This window comes from Rickettsiella massiliensis 20B (genome assembly GCF_000257395.1).
GTDB classification, from domain to species: domain Bacteria; phylum Pseudomonadota; class Gammaproteobacteria; order Diplorickettsiales; family Diplorickettsiaceae; genus Diplorickettsia; species Diplorickettsia massiliensis.
This window is the reverse complement of sequence record NZ_AJGC01000003.1, coordinates 108,852-124,827: the sequence shown is the minus strand read 5'-3', so window position 1 is coordinate 124,827 and position 15,976 is coordinate 108,852. Positions and strand designations below refer to the sequence as shown.

At 34.6% G+C, this 15,976-nt stretch carries 17 protein-coding genes, 1 tRNA gene and 2 pseudogenes; 9 read left to right on the top strand and 11 right to left on the bottom strand.

Going from position 1 to position 15,976, the window contains the following annotated elements:
* Positions 1 to 257: 257 nt before the first annotated feature.
* Both S3O_RS0109770 and S3O_RS17825 read right to left on the bottom strand, forming a co-directional pair.
* Positions 258 to 776 carry a hypothetical protein gene (locus tag S3O_RS0109770; RefSeq protein ID WP_010598941.1) on the bottom strand — a complete coding sequence of 173 codons (519 nt, stop codon included), beginning with the start codon at positions 774 to 776 and terminating at the stop codon, positions 258 to 260.
* 158 nt (positions 777 to 934) lie between these two features.
* On the bottom strand, positions 935 to 1,111 hold the full coding sequence (locus S3O_RS17825; RefSeq protein WP_192805944.1) for a hypothetical protein: 177 nt from the start codon (positions 1,109 to 1,111) through the stop codon (positions 935 to 937).
* Positions 1,112 to 1,265: 154 nt separating this feature from the next.
* Here S3O_RS17825 and S3O_RS14845 point away from each other — a divergent pair.
* From S3O_RS14845 to S3O_RS14835, 3 genes and pseudogenes are all read left to right on the top strand, one after another.
* Positions 1,266 to 2,438: pseudogene (locus S3O_RS14845) on the top strand (ISL3 family transposase).
* Between the two features lie 338 nt (positions 2,439 to 2,776).
* Positions 2,777 to 3,064: a hypothetical protein gene (locus S3O_RS14840; RefSeq protein ID WP_010598938.1), complete on the top strand. Its 288-nt coding sequence runs from the start codon at positions 2,777 to 2,779 to the stop codon at positions 3,062 to 3,064.
* Between the two features lie 162 nt (positions 3,065 to 3,226).
* A complete protein-coding gene (locus S3O_RS14835; protein ID WP_010598937.1) occupies positions 3,227 to 3,991 on the top strand; it encodes a tyrosine-type recombinase/integrase in 765 nt (254 codons plus the stop codon).
* A gap of 85 nt (positions 3,992 to 4,076) precedes the next feature.
* Here the strand turns inward: S3O_RS14835 and S3O_RS0109745 are convergent.
* A tRNA-Lys gene (locus S3O_RS0109745) sits at positions 4,077 to 4,152 on the bottom strand.
* A gap of 504 nt (positions 4,153 to 4,656) precedes the next feature.
* Between S3O_RS0109745 and S3O_RS0109740 the strand changes: the two genes are divergently transcribed.
* The 5 genes from S3O_RS0109740 to S3O_RS0109710 all read left to right on the top strand — a co-directional run bounded on the left by S3O_RS0109740 (position 4,657) and on the right by S3O_RS0109710 (position 8,095).
* On the top strand, positions 4,657 to 4,863 hold the full coding sequence (locus tag S3O_RS0109740) for a hypothetical protein (protein WP_010598936.1): 207 nt from the start codon (positions 4,657 to 4,659) through the stop codon (positions 4,861 to 4,863).
* 134 nt (positions 4,864 to 4,997) lie between these two features.
* Positions 4,998 to 5,624 (top strand): hypothetical protein, encoded by a 627-nt coding sequence (locus S3O_RS0109730; protein WP_156792878.1) that lies wholly within the window; start codon positions 4,998 to 5,000, stop codon positions 5,622 to 5,624.
* A 281-nt stretch (positions 5,625 to 5,905) separates the two neighbouring features.
* On the top strand, positions 5,906 to 6,061 hold the full coding sequence (locus tag S3O_RS0109725) for a hypothetical protein (protein ID WP_192805943.1): 156 nt from the start codon (positions 5,906 to 5,908) through the stop codon (positions 6,059 to 6,061).
* Between the two features lie 281 nt (positions 6,062 to 6,342).
* Positions 6,343 to 6,624, top strand: coding sequence for a hypothetical protein (locus tag S3O_RS0109720; RefSeq protein ID WP_010598934.1), 282 nt, complete (start codon positions 6,343 to 6,345; stop codon positions 6,622 to 6,624).
* 838 nt (positions 6,625 to 7,462) lie between these two features.
* Positions 7,463 to 8,095, top strand: coding sequence for a hypothetical protein (locus S3O_RS0109710; protein WP_010598932.1), 633 nt, complete (start codon positions 7,463 to 7,465; stop codon positions 8,093 to 8,095).
* A gap of 585 nt (positions 8,096 to 8,680) precedes the next feature.
* Here S3O_RS0109710 and S3O_RS12780 read toward each other — a convergent pair.
* From S3O_RS12780 to S3O_RS16080, 8 genes and pseudogenes are all read right to left on the bottom strand, one after another.
* Complete coding sequence (locus tag S3O_RS12780; protein ID WP_010598931.1) at positions 8,681 to 9,067, bottom strand: type IV pilin protein; 387 nt, start codon at positions 9,065 to 9,067, stop codon at positions 8,681 to 8,683.
* Between the two features lie 4 nt (positions 9,068 to 9,071).
* The gene (locus S3O_RS12775) at positions 9,072 to 10,025 is read right to left on the bottom strand and encodes a S49 family peptidase (RefSeq protein WP_010598930.1); all 954 of its coding nucleotides are present in this window, start codon (positions 10,023 to 10,025) and stop codon (positions 9,072 to 9,074) included.
* Positions 10,026 to 10,230: 205 nt separating this feature from the next.
* Positions 10,231 to 11,066 (bottom strand): annotated as a pseudogene (locus S3O_RS14830) (Kdo hydroxylase family protein).
* 77 nt (positions 11,067 to 11,143) lie between these two features.
* Positions 11,144 to 12,628 (bottom strand): YifB family Mg chelatase-like AAA ATPase, encoded by a 1,485-nt coding sequence (locus S3O_RS0109685; RefSeq protein ID WP_010598927.1) that lies wholly within the window; start codon positions 12,626 to 12,628, stop codon positions 11,144 to 11,146.
* A gap of 30 nt (positions 12,629 to 12,658) precedes the next feature.
* Positions 12,659 to 12,952 carry an accessory factor UbiK family protein gene (locus S3O_RS0109680; RefSeq protein WP_010598926.1) on the bottom strand — a complete coding sequence of 98 codons (294 nt, stop codon included), beginning with the start codon at positions 12,950 to 12,952 and terminating at the stop codon, positions 12,659 to 12,661.
* Between the two features lie 45 nt (positions 12,953 to 12,997).
* On the bottom strand, positions 12,998 to 13,516 hold the full coding sequence (locus S3O_RS16090) for an AAA family ATPase (protein ID WP_010598925.1): 519 nt from the start codon (positions 13,514 to 13,516) through the stop codon (positions 12,998 to 13,000).
* Positions 13,483 to 13,848 (bottom strand): hypothetical protein, encoded by a 366-nt coding sequence (locus tag S3O_RS16085; protein WP_010598924.1) that lies wholly within the window; start codon positions 13,846 to 13,848, stop codon positions 13,483 to 13,485. Before S3O_RS16085 ends, S3O_RS16090 begins: the two co-directional genes overlap by 34 nt.
* A 67-nt stretch (positions 13,849 to 13,915) precedes the next feature.
* On the bottom strand, positions 13,916 to 14,440 hold the full coding sequence (locus S3O_RS16080; protein WP_010598923.1) for a hypothetical protein: 525 nt from the start codon (positions 14,438 to 14,440) through the stop codon (positions 13,916 to 13,918).
* A gap of 201 nt (positions 14,441 to 14,641) precedes the next feature.
* Between S3O_RS16080 and cfa the strand changes: the two genes are divergently transcribed.
* Entirely contained in the window at positions 14,642 to 15,784 is a 1,143-nt protein-coding gene (gene cfa / locus S3O_RS0109660) for a cyclopropane fatty acyl phospholipid synthase (protein ID WP_010598922.1), read from the top strand.
* Positions 15,785 to 15,976 lie beyond the last annotated feature (192 nt).

Sequence of the window (15,976 nt, the reverse complement as noted above, 5' to 3'; positions counted from 1 at the left end):
GCATTTGAATCAGTTTTAAGAGCGAAAACACAGTTAATCGGTAGCTTTGATTCGCAATTAGAAAAGTATGAACAAGTAAATTGTTATACTCACGAAGAATTTCGGCCCTCGTGTTCCCGAAGTTCGTTTACATAACGCGATTTGAAAGTAGGCCGCAATAAATAACTTTACGCAGCCGCATCGTATGAAGTTATTTATTGTGGCCTACTGAAGTTTATTTGGCAGTGCATGATTTCTTCCGTAAAGCTTCCCTTATCTCATGGTCGGTAATTTTTGTTCACATGTGACTCTATTACCATTGGATTTGTAGTAGGATTCGAAGTATTTGATATTTCTTTAAAAAATTTAGAGTAATGAGTATCCAAGGCTTTATCAATTTGATTATTATATATACTTAAGAGTTCTTTTTTAGAATCTTTTTTCAAAACTTTGAACTCAATCTTGGAATTGTAAAAACGCTGATCAAGTAAAGATTGAATAAAAATATGTGTTTCATTGTTCTCTTGATATAAAGCAAACAAACTTTTTAATAAATCAGTAACTGGCTTATTTAAATTTAACTTGTTCAAGAAAGAATCAGAATCTTTCTTATGGGTTATATTGCGAGATAGTAAAATAATCTCCATAATTGATTTTTGCGTAACTATATCTTTAGAACATTCAAGCAAGTTCAGAATACATGGTACAATTCTATCTTCAGCAAACTCAAGGGCTAGTGTCTTTTGAGTAGTATTAAGTACGGACACAGAAGATGTTTCATAAATGTTATTATTCATAAATGTTATTATTCATAAATTTTTTCTATCTAACTAATTACCTATGAACTATTCTTAAATATTTTAACCTATTTGCTAAGTTTACCCTAGCTGTTTTTTTTGAATTTAAAATATTTTATGTCTCTATATATGTGAATAATATCTTACAAATGAGTTTTCTATTTTCCATTAATAAAAAGATAGTTCGGAGCAAATCCTCTTAAACGGAAATCCAACTTTTTTCTTTCTTTGCCTGCGGCATGCTCATATGAATGGCTCTCGAACCATTCAAACCAAGGTTCGCCTACTTTTTGGATAGAAAGCAGCGGAGTAACATTTTCACCTCTTCTAAGCATCCAATCAGGAGTGCCAGGTAAAATCCGATAAATTGGGCGAAATTATGCATATGAGGAACGGGTGCTCTAGGATTATTGGGGTCTCCCTAGGGGTCAACTTAATCTTGTAAACTTATCTTAAGTAATTGAAAAAAAGAAGATAAGAGAGATTAAGATGCCTATTAAAAATAGTATCGTAAATTTACCTGGATTTAAATTAAAAAAAGTGTATGGACTAAACCCATTAATATTGCAGGTAAGCTATGTAAAGAAAGTAAATTGTCCGCGGTGTCAAAGTAAGAATTTACGTAAGAAAGCAAGCTTTATTCGTCATGTACCGCACGAAACGATAGGCCCTAGGCGAACCTTGCTAGAGTTTACGGCGCATAAATTTCATTGCCGTACTTGCGGGGGTTATTTTAATGAGCAGTTTCCAGGGATAGGAAAGCATCAACGCGCAACGGAACGTTTACAAAAAACAGGTATTTCACCAGCACATGCAAGGGGTATCACAGCAAGCGTTAGCGAAGGATTTTAAGTTAGGGAAAGCGACAATAGAACGTTGGTACCATAAACGTTATCGGCTGGAGCATCAGGAACTTAAAGGTGCGCCCTGTCCGCAAGTATTAGGGATTGATGAGCATTTCTTTAGTACAAAACAAGGTTATGCGACGACGTTTTGTGATTTAAGAAAACATAAAGTTTTTGATGTAGTCAAAGGCTGTTCGGTCAAAGACTTAAAAACTTATTTGGAACAACTGCCTGGAAAAGAGCGGGTGCAAGTGGTTTGTATCGATTTAAGTAGCCGTTATCGAAGCCTTATTAAACGTTACTTTCCGCAAGCTAAAATGGTTGCTGACCGCTTTTATGTCATTCGTTTGATGCAACAGCTGTGTTTGAAAACTTATCAGGAAATCGACCCTGAGATGAAGTACCAGCGCGGCTTATTATCGTGTTTACGGACTAAGCCAAATAACTTAAGTGTAAAACAACTCATTCGGCGTAATGATTATTTAAAACAGCAACCTGTTATTGATGCTATTTATCAATTTAAGCAAAGACTTTATCGGGTCTTGATGAAGAAAACCATGACCGCTAAAGGCTGCAAATGGATGATTCCCTTATTTCTAAAAATGGTAAAGGAACTTAAACAAAGCCCTTTTAAGCTCTTAATAACGCTGGGAAAAACACTGTATCACTGGCGTGATGAAGTCGTACGCATGTGGCGATTTAGTAAAAATAATGGCATAACTGAAGGGTTTCATCGTAAGAGTTGATTCAACGTAGAGCTTATGACTTTCGTAACTTTGAAAATTATCGCTTAAGAGTTAAGGTTTTATGTACTTAAGCTGCCCCCTAATGTGGGAAAGACCCGGGTAGTGCTGGAAGTGGTTTAAGCCTTTGATTTTAGCTTCTTTTTGTGACCCCCGAGCTGGACTCGAACCAGCGACCCAATGATTAACAGTCTTCTGCTTCTTATCAACCTAAGTAGTGGTTACGGCCTGCTTTTTATTTTTATTCGATGCGAAAAGTCTAATTAAAAAATACGGTAATTATTTACCGTATTTTTACGTTATTTTTATTCTAATAACTTATTAATTAATACGGGAGAAAATAATTTTTAATATTATTTATTAAAAATTTTAAAAATAAAAAAGTTAATAAATTTAATTGGAGAAAATTAATATGCCGCCAAGACTCATTCGACTACGAGATGCACCGAATTATTTAGGCATGGATAGACATCGATTTAATGAGGAAGTGAGGCCTAATTTAACGGTGGCGCCCATTGGAGAAATAGGAATTTCTTTTGACAGACTTGATTTAGACACGTGGGTGGACGATTATAAGCAATGTAAGGGTCGTCCTCCATTAAAGGGGACACCATTATGGGAAGAAAAAAAATGCCAGGACTCGTTAAGCGCGGGAAGATCTGGCACATTAACAAAAAAGTCAACGGACTTCGCATTTTAGAAAGCACTGGAGCAGATTCGACAAGCCAGTGTTTATGGCGTTAGACCTAAGCGGACTTTTAGAGAAGCAGCAATTAAGTATTTAGCAGAAAAAGACAAGGCAAGTTTACGTGTTGATGCTATTAATCTGAAAAAGCTAGATAAATACATTGGCGATTTATCGTTGGATTCGATTCATATGGATAGTTTAAAACGATATATCAAAGAACGAAAACTAGAAGGAGTCAAAAATCGAACTATTAATTGCGGCTTGCAAGTAGTGCGACATATTTTAAAGTTAGCTGAACAAGAATGGAAGGATGAATATAATTTAAGTTGGTTACACAAAGCCGCTAAAATAAAACTGCTTCGTGAAATTGACAAAAGAGAGCCTTACCCACTACAAATTACTGAACAAGCAAGGTTGTTAAATGAATTGCCTTTACACTTGAAAGGAATGGCGTTGTTTGCAGTCAATACAGGCTGTCGTGATCACGAAATTTGTTGCTTAAAGTGGAAATGGGAAATCAAAATACCAGAAGGTTCTGTTTTCATTATTCCTGCATCAGAAGTTAAAAATCGTGAGCAGCGCTTAGTTGTGCTAAACAGAAATGCTTTGCGTGTCATTGAGGAAGTAAGAGGTGAACATTCTGAGTATGTTTGTACTTTTCGAGTTCAGCCCGTTTCTCGAATGTTAAATTCAGCTTGGAAGAAAGCACGTGTACGAGTAGGACTACCTCAAGTTAGGGTACATGATTTAAAGCATACGTTTGGCTATCGGTTGCGTTCTGCAGAAGTAAGTTTTGAAGATAGACAAGTTTTAATGGGTCATAAAACAAAGAGTGTGACGACACATTATTCGGTAGCCGAGTTGGGTAACTTGATTCGTGCGGCTAACGAAGTGTGTGAAACTGGAAGACACTTGATGATTTTAAGGAAGGCGGCTTAAGTAGAATGAGGTCGCGCAAGGAAGTTTGAAAGAGAAAACGATAAATTCAAACGTAGTATAAGTTTTTGATTTTTAACGGTTTATTTGGTGGGCCGTGATGGGTTCGAACCATCGACCAATTGATTAAGAGTCAACTGCTCTACCTACTGAGCTAACGGCCCTCTGTTCGTTGCAAATTGTAATCAAAATAAAATCGCTTAGCAATCACTTACCCTATCTTTATAAGGTGATTCAGCCACTATATCGTCTTTATTGAACTTTTTTGCTATCAAATCACAACAGGCTATTTGCATAACGCTTAAACAGCACGAAAATGCTTTACTTCAAGCTTGGGCAGATATCCTTTATCAAAAAATTTTCGATAGAAGATTTATACTTAATTAAGTTAAGTCTGGTTTTTAGTCTTATTAACTTGAAACGCAACAATAAAGCATTGTAGAAAAAATAAGCATAAGTAACCACTCAAGATTAAAGGATGCTTAAATTCAATTATACGATTATAAATTTATTATCATTTACTATCAAAAATAGTAATTATTTTTAATATAATAAAAATATTCTAAACTTATTATAAAAAATAAAATCTATAAATACTAGGGAGTTAGAACAAAGTCACTTATACTGGAAAAAAGGATGTTTAATTTTATTAAAAAAAGGGGTAGATAATGGAAAGTTTTGAAAAAACACTGAAATATTTTAAAAAAAATGGTTGTTTTGATCTTAAAAATTCTACGTTAAACTTCACTGAGTTATCTTGTCTCCAATCTGTAGTTCAAAATTTAATGTTACTCTCTTATCGTCCTATTTCAGGTTATCAAATTATTTTACGAGATATTAAATTACTTCCATTTTTCATAAAAAAGAAAATTTGATGCTTCCCCATCTTTTTGTCACAATTACTTCTGCTGAGTACTCGGGCATGGCCCGTGGTGAAAAACAAATTGAATTATCACTTATTTATTTTTCTAAAAAAATAATTCTTCGTCTATTTTAGGGCTCGATGAACTTGAAAAAAAATCAGATATCTCTCTTGAGAAATTTGAAAAAACTATTAGATCTATTTATTGGTTATGATTTTTGGACAAGCATTGAAATTAAAAATATTTATTTTTACTATCACTATCAATATTTAAGCGATTTTTTTCATTATCAGTTATTAGAAATCATTGCAAATCAAACTCATTCCTTAAAAGAGCTAAAAATCTCGCCAATTGTAACACTAAAAAATTCTGTTCATGCACAGAACATCCAATACAACTATTCTACTGAAGATCAGTCATTACTCGAAAATAAACGTTATTTGAAAAAATTTATGTATTTTTTAAGATTTGACTCTCAACTTAGGACATTTCATATTAAATCTTTTTCAGATATAACTCTATTTATCCACGAACTAAGTGAATTATTAAAAAATCATACACAAATAAACTATCTTGAACTGGCAGGTAGACCCCTTAAGCAAGATGACTATCAATCCTTAATAAATCTTTCCTATGAAAATTACCGAATATTAAAAATAGTTAATTCGATAGGTGATCCATCTTTAAGAGCGCTTCATGAAAAATTAATTTTACGTTTTTCTATTCACCCAAAGAAACGCTTTAAACAAGATTGGATTAACCAAAAAAATTAACGAATCTCGCTATCGATGCAAAAAAAGAGAATAAAATAAATCTATTAGAAATACTCATTTGAAACAAAGAATCTAAAAATATTACTCCATTAATCTATTCTAATAATATCTTTAATAGTTTACCGCCTGTACACAAACAACATAGAGAATATGTTATTCATTATACTAATAATTTTTTTATTAATTTAGATGAAAAATTAAATTTAGAGACTGATCCAATCACAATAGGGTGTCATTTAATAACCATCACTATCTCATTGAAAAAATTTGAAATCATTTTAATGATTATTGATAAATATAAATTAGATCTTACCGAATTTTTTTACAAATACAATCAAGTTGTCAATCAATTACTTTTTTCATTAGCTGACAACAATCAGCTTTCTCAAGAATGGAAAAACCAATTATTAATTTATTTAAAAGAAAAAATAATTTAACTTCTCTTTTTCCTGGTTTTATAAACTTAAAATCTTACCCTAAGATTTATTTAGGCCTAGTTTCTATAAAAAATCACTTAGATAATTATCTACAAAAATTAATAATCTATAACCACGAACCTGGCCTATTACGATTAATAGTAGGTATTTCTTTTCTATTTTAAAATTATCAAATTGAATGGGCTTAAACCTTCCATATACTAGCTAAATTATCTACTGATCTCGAAAAAAATCAGCAAAATCTTAACCCTGAGCAGGCTATTGAACAAATAATTTATGCTATGAAGCAAATCACTAATACTTCTGAAAATATTCAACATAGCTGGCTATCTTATTCTGAATTTAATAAAATCTATTCAATACAGTTGTCAAATGATTCACTTGATAATGAAGAAATAAAACAAGAAATTAATTCTGCTAGTATAAATTCGATAACTTATAAAACAAAAGAAACGCATTTATATCGTTTTTATCAAGCCGATCGAATCGCCCCAGATCAAGCACAGTGGATAGAATTACAAGACTTACAAACAGCAACAACTTCATTCGCTCCAAAAAATTAATAACTTAACAAAAAAAATGAGAGTGAAATCAATAGATATTAACCTAATAATCTTAACTTTTAGATAAAAAATTTAAATAAAAAAGAGATAAAACAATGTTAATAGAAAAAATTTTTCGAGAAATTGAATATGAATTATACTGCGATGTATTTCTCTATCGACATAAACAAACTATCTGCAGAGAAAAGGCTATTCATTTTGATGTACCTAGTGCTAACTCACAACCATTATGGGAACGATCCAACACAGAACTTACTCAAATTAGCTTACTTAAATGTTCCCCAAAAAATCTTCTCGAACAGATAGAATCTCATTGGAAAAAATCTCGTTGGAAACTTTACTTTAATTTTGGAATAAGAAAAAAATTGTTTTATGGAATTATTATCAGCAGTGTCTAGCCTACAAAGAAGTACGTAATATAATTAGCCTATTAAATCCTAGTACTCTTTCAAGAAAGAATAGGTAGATAATCAATCAAATTTCTAATTTTATCGTATATCGATACCTGTCTTTTGAGAGAGAAACTATCCAGTCACTTTATTATTTAGAAAAAAACTCATTTATTTATATTATAAAAATTCATGCGTTTAAATGTGATCTATATATCAATTATTGTCGCCACTTGAAATATTTAACTAAAAATATTCCGCAAAAATAACAAAAAGAAATTAAAATTTTTTCTGAAAAATCGTATCAATCAATTAAAAAAATTTTTGGGGAGCTTTATGAGCAATGCTTAATTAAATTATAAAAAAATAATCGCAAAATTTCAGAAAATAACCCATTTTCTCTGTCTACCTCCATAGTACATACAAAAAACTCTATACAGAATCACTTAATGAAAAAGATAACATTAACCATTGATTCAGATTTAGAAAATGAAACCCTCCTAAAAAAGAAGGATGATTTTTATTCTTTACAAAAAGCACTTTTTAACGTTCAAGAAAAATTAAATAAATATGATCCTTTCTATTATTTAAATAAAAAAAATGAAAATGAGAACTTTAATATTATTATTTTTAATCTTCAAAAAATAGATCTTTTAAAAATTTACTTATCCCATATTTGCTTACTATTTAATCAAAATTTCTGTGAAAAGATATCTGAAATTCAAAAAATTTTAGCACTCATTACTGACCCACATTCTAAAAAAACGAAAATCAATATAAATAATAGCCAGAAATTACAGCTACTTTCTAAAAAAATTAACCAATGGTGTACTGAACTAAATCAACTTCCTAAAAATAATACTTCTTTATTACTCTCTCAAATAGAAAAAGAACAACAAATTTTAGAGTTAACTTCATTTTTAGATAAAAATAGCGTGCGAATTAAAGAAAAGATGGAAATTATTCCTTCTTATAAAAATAAAATGCAACAAGCCTTGAGGTCTGTCCAAAAAGATGGCTTATTTTTTCCAGAAAAACTAAAAACGTCCTTGCTTAGTTTCTACTACATTATTTTTTTATAATTTCTCAAAAAAATAAATAAAAACAAAAAACAAATATTATTTTTTGAAGAATTTTTATCTCAAATTAATAGAGTATTAGAAAATCTATTTTTTATTGAACAAGTACAAGGACTTATTTGTGAAATAGAAAATGATAAAGCAGTGGAAAGTCGTTCTTTATTACGTTTCTTAACTTCGAAAAATTACAAAGAATTAAATTTTACATTAACCTTTTCCTGCTTATTATTAACATATAAACTAAAAGCTTATGAAAAAGGTAAATATAAATTTTTAATGTAGGAAAAACAATTACAAAAAATAACTTTTTAGTAAGATAAAAAATGAATGATTACTTCTATATAAAATTGAACAGTTAAAAAAAGTTACAGGAATTAATGAGGCCCAATTAGCGAAAGGAATAATAGGCTTGGATAAACAAAGAAAAAAATGGGACAAAAAAGGAAGCCAAAAAAACAAATATTTTTTGAGGAGCTAAATGAAGAAGGGATCTCTGAATTTTTTTAGCACCCGCTCTGACTTTTCTTTATAGACAGATTACTCACAATTTCCGAATCTACTATTTATTCTCGTTCTAAAAAAAATTCATTACCAACATTGTTTAGAAGATCCCATACTTTTTTTCTCACCTAACTCATTTAAACTAAACTTAGAACAGGCTTTATCTTTAAAATTCGGTACTGCGATCAGCTCATAATGATGCGCTGAAGCAATCAACGATAAGGTATAGTAATGGTGTTCTGTTTTGTTTGTCACACCTAATTTTTTTAGGCTGGCGTCTGCATAGCTATGCGAATGCCAGTAGTAACGCTCCATCTGCGTCACTAGATTCAATAGGGTTATCTTAGCTTCAGTACGACGAACTTTTAAGATCGCCGTACTATACACGGGATAAGCAACTGCCCATAAAACACCGGCAATTGCTAACACAATCAGCAACTCAATCAAACTAAAGCCGGCTTGCTTGGTAAACATTTTATTAAGCTTGAACAGGAGTGACTGAGCTCAAACCAAATACTGTACCTATTTTATGCGCAAACGAAGCACCCACTCGGTCAGAAAGTTGCTCTAATAACCCAGGTTTCACTGTATAATCAACGATATTATTGTTTTTAAACAAATCACGTGAAAGTGAAAAAATATCTGCAAAGCCATCAATTAAACCTAAATTTAATGCTTCTTTACCCGTCCAAACCAATCCAGAAAATAAATCCGGGGTCTCGCTTTTGAGCCGTTGGCCTCGACCTTGTTTAACGGCATCAATAAATTGCTCATGAATATCATTCATCATCTGTATCGCAATATCTTTCTCTTGGGGTTTTTGCTGAGAAAAAGGATCTAAAAATCCTTTATGCTCACCAGAAGTCAGTAAACGACGTTCAATACCTAATTTATTTAACGTATCGACAAAACCAAATCCACTCATCACCACGCCAATTGATCCTACTAAACTAGATGGATCGGCGTAAATATCTTCACTCGCTGAAGCAATATAATACGCAGCCGAAGCACATAAATCTCCACAAAGCGCATAGATCTTAATTTTTGGATTTTTCTTTCGAAGATAGCGGAGCTCTTTATAAACTTGTGCCGCTTGCACCGGACTCCCACCGGGACTATTAATCCGTAAAACCAAAGCTTGTAGATTCTTTTGTTCAAACGCTTCCTCTAACCCTTTAATAATGTTATCTGCCGAAGCGGGCGTCTCATCACCAATGACACCATGGATATCAAGGATACCAATATGTGGTTTTAAACGTGCATTATTAGGCAGTTCGGTAAATGATGTCCATAAGATCATGAATAATAAGAAAAAACTAGTGAAAAATAGAAGCTTAAAAAATACTCCCCAACGACGTTTAGCACGCTGCTCCTTTAACGAACTAAATAGAAGCGCCTCTAAGGTTTTGTTCTTCCATTTTGGATCATTCATAGGAGAATCGCTCATATAGGCCTCGATTATTTTTAGTCATAAGTAAAAAAATGCGCGTAGTTTACCTTATTTTTTGATACAAAGAACAGTTCAATTATAACGTTCAGCTTAAGCAATACGCATAATTTTAGCGTCTTAAGCATATAAATAGTCGTCATTTAAACTAAACGAAAACCTAAACACGTTTCTAAGATTGTCAAAGGCGCTAATTTAGCCTCTTGCATGGCAGAGGAGGGGGGTGTAAATAAAAAGTTTGTTCGAGCATATATTGCCCTGAAATCACAGCACGCGCACATTGATCGGTGGGAGCGAGCCAGCTACTTCCAGCAGGAAAATGAAACGTGTGATAGACCCCTCGGGTTTGATAATCAATATCTCGTTTCATGACATCATGAATTTGAAGCATAAAATGATCATACGGGCTACGTAAACTCTTTGTAATACCAACCAATATAAAAGCGACCGACTTCCTGGGAACGGCGGCATAATTTTAGCTAAGTAGCGCGGCGCAAGGTGCACAAAGCACTCCCCGATATACCACACTCTTTCTTCGCCATTAGGATTAATATTACAAAATAAACGTAAAATTCTTTGCCCATGACTCGGCCTAGAAGAAAATGCATCAATATGTAACAAACGATCTTTTTTAAGAAGTAACGTCTTTCTTTGTTTAATTTCAGCAAGGCGATAGCTTGTTTGTCCGAGTAACAGATAGGTATAATACGTTGGGAATAAGCGCTTTACAAACTGATCGGCTTTTTGTGAAAAGCAAATCAATAAGGATCGTAATACTGCTTTGGAAGGATACTGATTGTGTACACCTGTTAATTGGTGTGTTTTTGGATCAAAACTAATGTTTTTTGCACCTTGCTTCAAACTATTTGGATCAAATAAACATTCCTCTTCGGAGGAAAGCTTAACGCTTAACTGGGGATAGTAAAGTAATTGACCTCTTTCTATTTTTCTTAATGCCGTTTTTTGATCACTCTCTTCAAAACATCCGTGCCAATTATCTACCGAAAAAATAGCCAACACATCCATCGATTCAGCTGTGATTAAAAGATAAAATTTTATCTTTTTTTATCATTTGATCGATTCAGAATGCTTAATACATCGCGTTAACGATAGTTAAATGCTTCCATTAAATAATCTGTTTGTATGTCATCTTGATCTGCTAAATCAGCGATGGTCCGTGCAACACGTAAAATACGATGCAGCGCGCGTAAAGATAAATTAAGTTTTTCCACAGCCGCTTCGAGCAGTTTACGATCGGTTTCAGCCAGTTTACAAGTCTTTTCCAAGGCTTGACCTGCTAAATAACAATTAAGCTGACCACGCGTACGATATTGTCTATCACGTGCTTGATTAACGCGTGTACGAACCGTTGCACTATTTTCTCTAAGGGAAGTGTGATCAAAAAAATTTTTATCCGCTGCTTGCAGCGTAATCTTCATATCGACTCGATCCAAGAAAGGACCCGATAGTTTTCGTTGATAACGCTTTATTTGTTCTGGAGTACAAACACAAGGCTGGCGTTGACTACCAAAATAACCGCAAGGACAAGGATTCATCGCAGCAACGAGCTGAAAATCAGCTGGAAATTCCGCTTGATAAGCCGCACGTGAAATCGTCACCCGACCTGACTCGAGTGGTTCACGTAATGATTCTAAAGCACGTTGATTAAACTCAGGCAATTCATCGAGAAAAAGAACACCACGATGCGCTAAAGACACTTCTCCGGGTCGTGGTGGACGCCCCCCACCCACCAGTGCCGCGCAGGAAGCCGTGTGATGCGGCGCGCGAAAACTTGGATATTGCCAATGATTCGATTTCCATTCTTTTTGTGTAATCGAATGAATCGTTGCCGCTTCAATGGCTTCCTCTTCAGTTAACAACGGAAGAATACTGGTTAAGCGATTCGCTAACATCGTTTTCCCCGTACCGGGTGGCCCAACCAATAACAAACTATGACGACCACTTGCCGCAATTTCGAGTGCACGTTTAGCATGCGCTTGCCCAGTAATTTCATTAAAATCGTATCGGAAAATCGGCGGTGAACACATCGGCGCCCGATTATACGCACAAAGTAAGGTTTCTTGATGAAGATGCGCACAAATTGCCAATAAATTTTTAGCGGGCAAAATACGAGTATGCCCACTAAAACTGGCCTCTTGAGCATTTTCTTCCGGTAAAATTACGGCATGATCCGCTTTTTTCGCAGCTAATGTAAAAGGCAATATCCCAGATACCGGACGCAACTCGCCGGATAAAGCGAGTTCACCAATAAATTCATACTGATCTAACGCTTGTTGTGGAATTTGTTGTGATGCCGCAAGAATCCCTAACGCAATTGCTAAATCAAAGCGACTGCCTTGTTTCGGTAAATCCGCCGGTGCGAGGTTAATCGTAATCCGGCGGGTGGGAAAATTAAACTGGCTATTTAAAAGCGCACTGCGCACGCGATCGCGACTTTCTTTAACAGCCGTTTCCGGTAAACCGACGATCACTAAACTCGGTAATCCATTGGAAAGGTGCGCTTCGACCGTGACGCTAGGCGCCGTAATCCCCAGACTAGCGCGTGTTTGAATCAGTGCTAATGACAAAATAGTTCCCTCTATTCTTATTATTCGTTATTAGAATGTCATAATGTCGTGTTTATTTACTTTAGCCTTAATTTTCGGCTTAGATAAACCTTTTTCGAGTTCTGCAACTTGTTTTCCTAAGGTATTTAATTTTGTTCGTGTCTTGAGAAGTACGTTTTTTTGTAAATCAAATTCTTCTCGCGTCACTAAATCCATCTTCATTAACATTGATTTAAGCACGGCACGAAAATTTTTTTCAACTTCTTTTTTCGCTTTTTTTAAGTCCGTGGGCAAACTTTCACTCAGTCGTTTAGCCATATCATTAATAAATTTTGTATCAAACATAAAATAAAAACTCCAATTAAAGGGTACGTATATGATTAATAATGATTAAGATAACATTTCTATATGATTATTGGAAAAAATTTTTTCGAGTGCTTTTTTTTGACTCGCTTTCTCTTCGGTAAGAAGAAAAGTATACTTTTTTTCTGCTTCATTTAATGGTTCAATTATCTTTTGTTGTTCTGTTAAAATAGATAAATCCGCTTCAGAAATCGTATCGCAGCGTGCATGGCGCTGTTTTACTCTTTTTTCTAAGATTTTTTCGCTCATTTGACAATGTAAAATATAAAAATCGACTGCATGTTTTTTCGCTAAATTTTGAAATGCTTCTCGTTGCGCACATTGCAAGAACGTAGCGTCCACTAGCACACTAAAACCACTATCGAGAATTAAGTCCGCTAAATCCAGTAAGGTTTGATACGTTTTTTGAGTCGCCTGTGGGGAATAAATACCTTGGTTCAACGCTGAATGCGAACTCGCCTGTAAAGGAATTCGATGGAGTCGTTTACGAACCACATCTGAGTTAATTTGAATCACACCACTTTCTTTGACAAATTCTCGCGCCACCGCGTTTTTCCCGAACCAGATAATCCATGCATAATTAACAAACAGGGTTTGACGGCTTGTGTATAGAACGTAGCAAGCCGCATGAAATTATGATAATCCTCTTGAATCCGCTTTTTTTCTTCACTGTTCACATCGATTTGTTTTAAGCGCAATAAAGCGATTTTCGCACGAACCACAGCGCGATAACTTAAATAATACGGTAAAATGTAAAGGCCTTGATAATCACTGGTCGCCTGTAAATACGTATTCAACAATTGACGCGCAAACCCAATATATTTTTTTCCGTTAAATCCATCATTAAAAATGCCAAATCCGCCATCACATCGGTCCAACGAAATGTTTCATTAAATTCTAAACTATCAAAGAGTAGCGGCTGACCTTTATAAAGAACAATATTGGCTAAATGTAAATCACCGTGCCCATTTCGAATAAATCCATTTTTTTTCTGGCTAAAAACCGTGCATAATGTTGTTGGAATTGTTGATCAGCCCAGTTTTTTAAGTTATTTAACTGCACTAGATCGGCCTGATCCTCAAGAAGAGGCGTAATCTGCGTAAAATTTTGCTGAGTAGGTGCATGCACTTCTTCTGGTGTACCAAATGAACTTTCTTCTGTTGCCGAAGCAATATTTTGATGAAAATCAGCGAGTAATAGACCCAGTGCTTCAACCATCGCTCCGGTCAACAACCCACGTTGAAGGAGATGATTAAATAAATTTTCCTGAGGAAATTCACGCATCATTAAGGCATATTCCAAGATGGGCCCTTCTCCAGATAACTGAGGATGCGCTACACTTCCTGTGATGGGAATAACTTTTAGATAAATTTCAGGCGCTAATCGCTGACCTAAATCAAGTTCTTTTTGACAATAAAAGCGCCGTTTTTCAAGGCTAGAAAAATCAAGAAACTTTAATCTTATAAGCATATTGTCCAGTCAAAAGCACCCAAGAAACATGGGTTTCAATCAATTTAGCATGAGGAAAACTTGCAAGTAAATTTTTTATCAAATTTGTACTGGACATAATCGTTTTGCACCGAGTTAACTATAGACAAGAAAACTATAACGTAACTTTACTTCGGTTGTAAAAGGAATACTGGATTTATTGAGCGTTTCCAAGGAGATTTTATGGCATTTACCATTACAAAACGTATCATTGAATCGCTATTAAATGAAGTCGATATTCAAATAAACGGCACGCGTATTCATGATATTCAAGTGCACACTGATCATTTTTATCGCCGTATCTTGCGTGATCCCATACTCGGTTTAGGAGAAGGCTACGTTGCAAAAGAATGGGATTGTGCACATCTGGATTGTTTTTTTTATACGATTTTGCGCACAAATCTAGAAAAAAAAATCTATAAAAATCCGTTTTTTTCCTACTTTATTTTGAAAAGTCTTTTTAATGAATTGATTGCCCGTTTTTGGAATCGACAAAGCATTGCACGCGCGCCCACTGTCGCAAAACGGCATTATGATAAAGGAAATCTTCTTTACACGTTGATGCTCGATTCAGGACTCAATTATAGTTGTGGTTATTGGAAACAAGCCGAGTCACTCGACGACGCGCAATATGCCAAATTAGCGTTAATTTGTCAAAAATTAGGCTTAAAACCAGGGATGCGCGTCCTCGATATCGGTTGTGGTTGGGGAAGTTTCTGTCGTTATGCCGCAGAAAATTATGGTGTTTCGGTTGTCGGAATCACCCTATCTCAAGAACAATACCAATTCGCTACCACTCTTTGTGCACATCTACCGGTACAGATTCATTTACTGGATTACCGTGCGGTGCGTGGCACGTTTGATCGAATTTGCTCGATTGGAATGTTTGAACATGTTGGACCTAAAAATCATCGCCACTACATGAAAATTGTACACCGCTGTTTAACTGACGAAGGATTATTTTTATTGCATACCATCGGCAGTAATGTATCTCTGTATCGGCCGAACCCATGGATTGATCGCTATATCTTCCCAAATGGGGTTTTGCCTTCAATGCGCCAAATTAGTTCAGCCAGCGAAGCGTTTTTTGTAATGGAAGATTGGCATAATTTTGGTGCAGATTATGATCAAACGCTTATAGCATGGGTCAACAATTTTGAAAAAAACTGGGGGCGCTTATCCAACACCTATGACGAAACGTTTTATCGCTTGTGGACGTATTATTTACGCGCCTGCGCTGGTGCATTTCGCGCACGAGTTCTTCAGCTCTGGCAAATTGTTTTCTCAAAACAAGGTATGCGCGGCGGCTATTCCTCGATTCGCTAGCATCGAAATAAATAGTTTAGTTTATTATAAAACCTTTATCTTTTTATATCTTGATTGATTCATCTATAAACGCCTATGACTGAATATTGAAATGATCTCTCATGAAGATTGCCATCAAGATAAAAGGAAATAGACTACTTTATCTTGAAAAATGGCATAAATACGTTAAAAATCTGAGCAAAACGCGTGTTT

What these genes read in the sequence shown, in the direction of transcription:
- S3O_RS0109720 (WP_010598934.1), top strand. Translation starts at nt 6,343, where the DNA reads ATGAAGCAAATCACTAATACTTCTGAAAATATTCAACATAGCTGGCTA.
- S3O_RS0109740 (WP_010598936.1), top strand. Translation starts at nt 4,657, where the DNA reads ATGGAAAGTTTTGAAAAAACACTGAAATATTTTAAAAAAAATGGTTGT.
- cfa (WP_010598922.1), top strand. Translation starts at nt 14,642, where the DNA reads ATGGCATTTACCATTACAAAACGTATCATTGAATCGCTATTAAATGAA.
- S3O_RS17825 (WP_192805944.1), bottom strand. Translation starts at nt 1,111, where the DNA reads ATGCTTAGAAGAGGTGAAAATGTTACTCCGCTGCTTTCTATCCAAAAA.
- S3O_RS0109710 (WP_010598932.1), top strand. Translation starts at nt 7,463, where the DNA reads ATGAAAAAGATAACATTAACCATTGATTCAGATTTAGAAAATGAAACC.
- S3O_RS12775 (WP_010598930.1), bottom strand. Translation starts at nt 10,025, where the DNA reads ATGAATGATCCAAAATGGAAGAACAAAACCTTAGAGGCGCTTCTATTT.
- S3O_RS14840 (WP_010598938.1), top strand. Translation starts at nt 2,777, where the DNA reads ATGCCGCCAAGACTCATTCGACTACGAGATGCACCGAATTATTTAGGC.
- S3O_RS0109770 (WP_010598941.1), bottom strand. Translation starts at nt 776, where the DNA reads ATGAATAATAACATTTATGAAACATCTTCTGTGTCCGTACTTAATACT.
- S3O_RS0109680 (WP_010598926.1), bottom strand. Translation starts at nt 12,952, where the DNA reads ATGTTTGATACAAAATTTATTAATGATATGGCTAAACGACTGAGTGAA.
- S3O_RS16080 (WP_010598923.1), bottom strand. Translation starts at nt 14,440, where the DNA reads ATGCTTATAAGATTAAAGTTTCTTGATTTTTCTAGCCTTGAAAAACGG.
- S3O_RS0109725 (WP_192805943.1), top strand. Translation starts at nt 5,906, where the DNA reads ATGATTATTGATAAATATAAATTAGATCTTACCGAATTTTTTTACAAA.
- S3O_RS12780 (WP_010598931.1), bottom strand. Translation starts at nt 9,067, where the DNA reads ATGTTTACCAAGCAAGCCGGCTTTAGTTTGATTGAGTTGCTGATTGTG.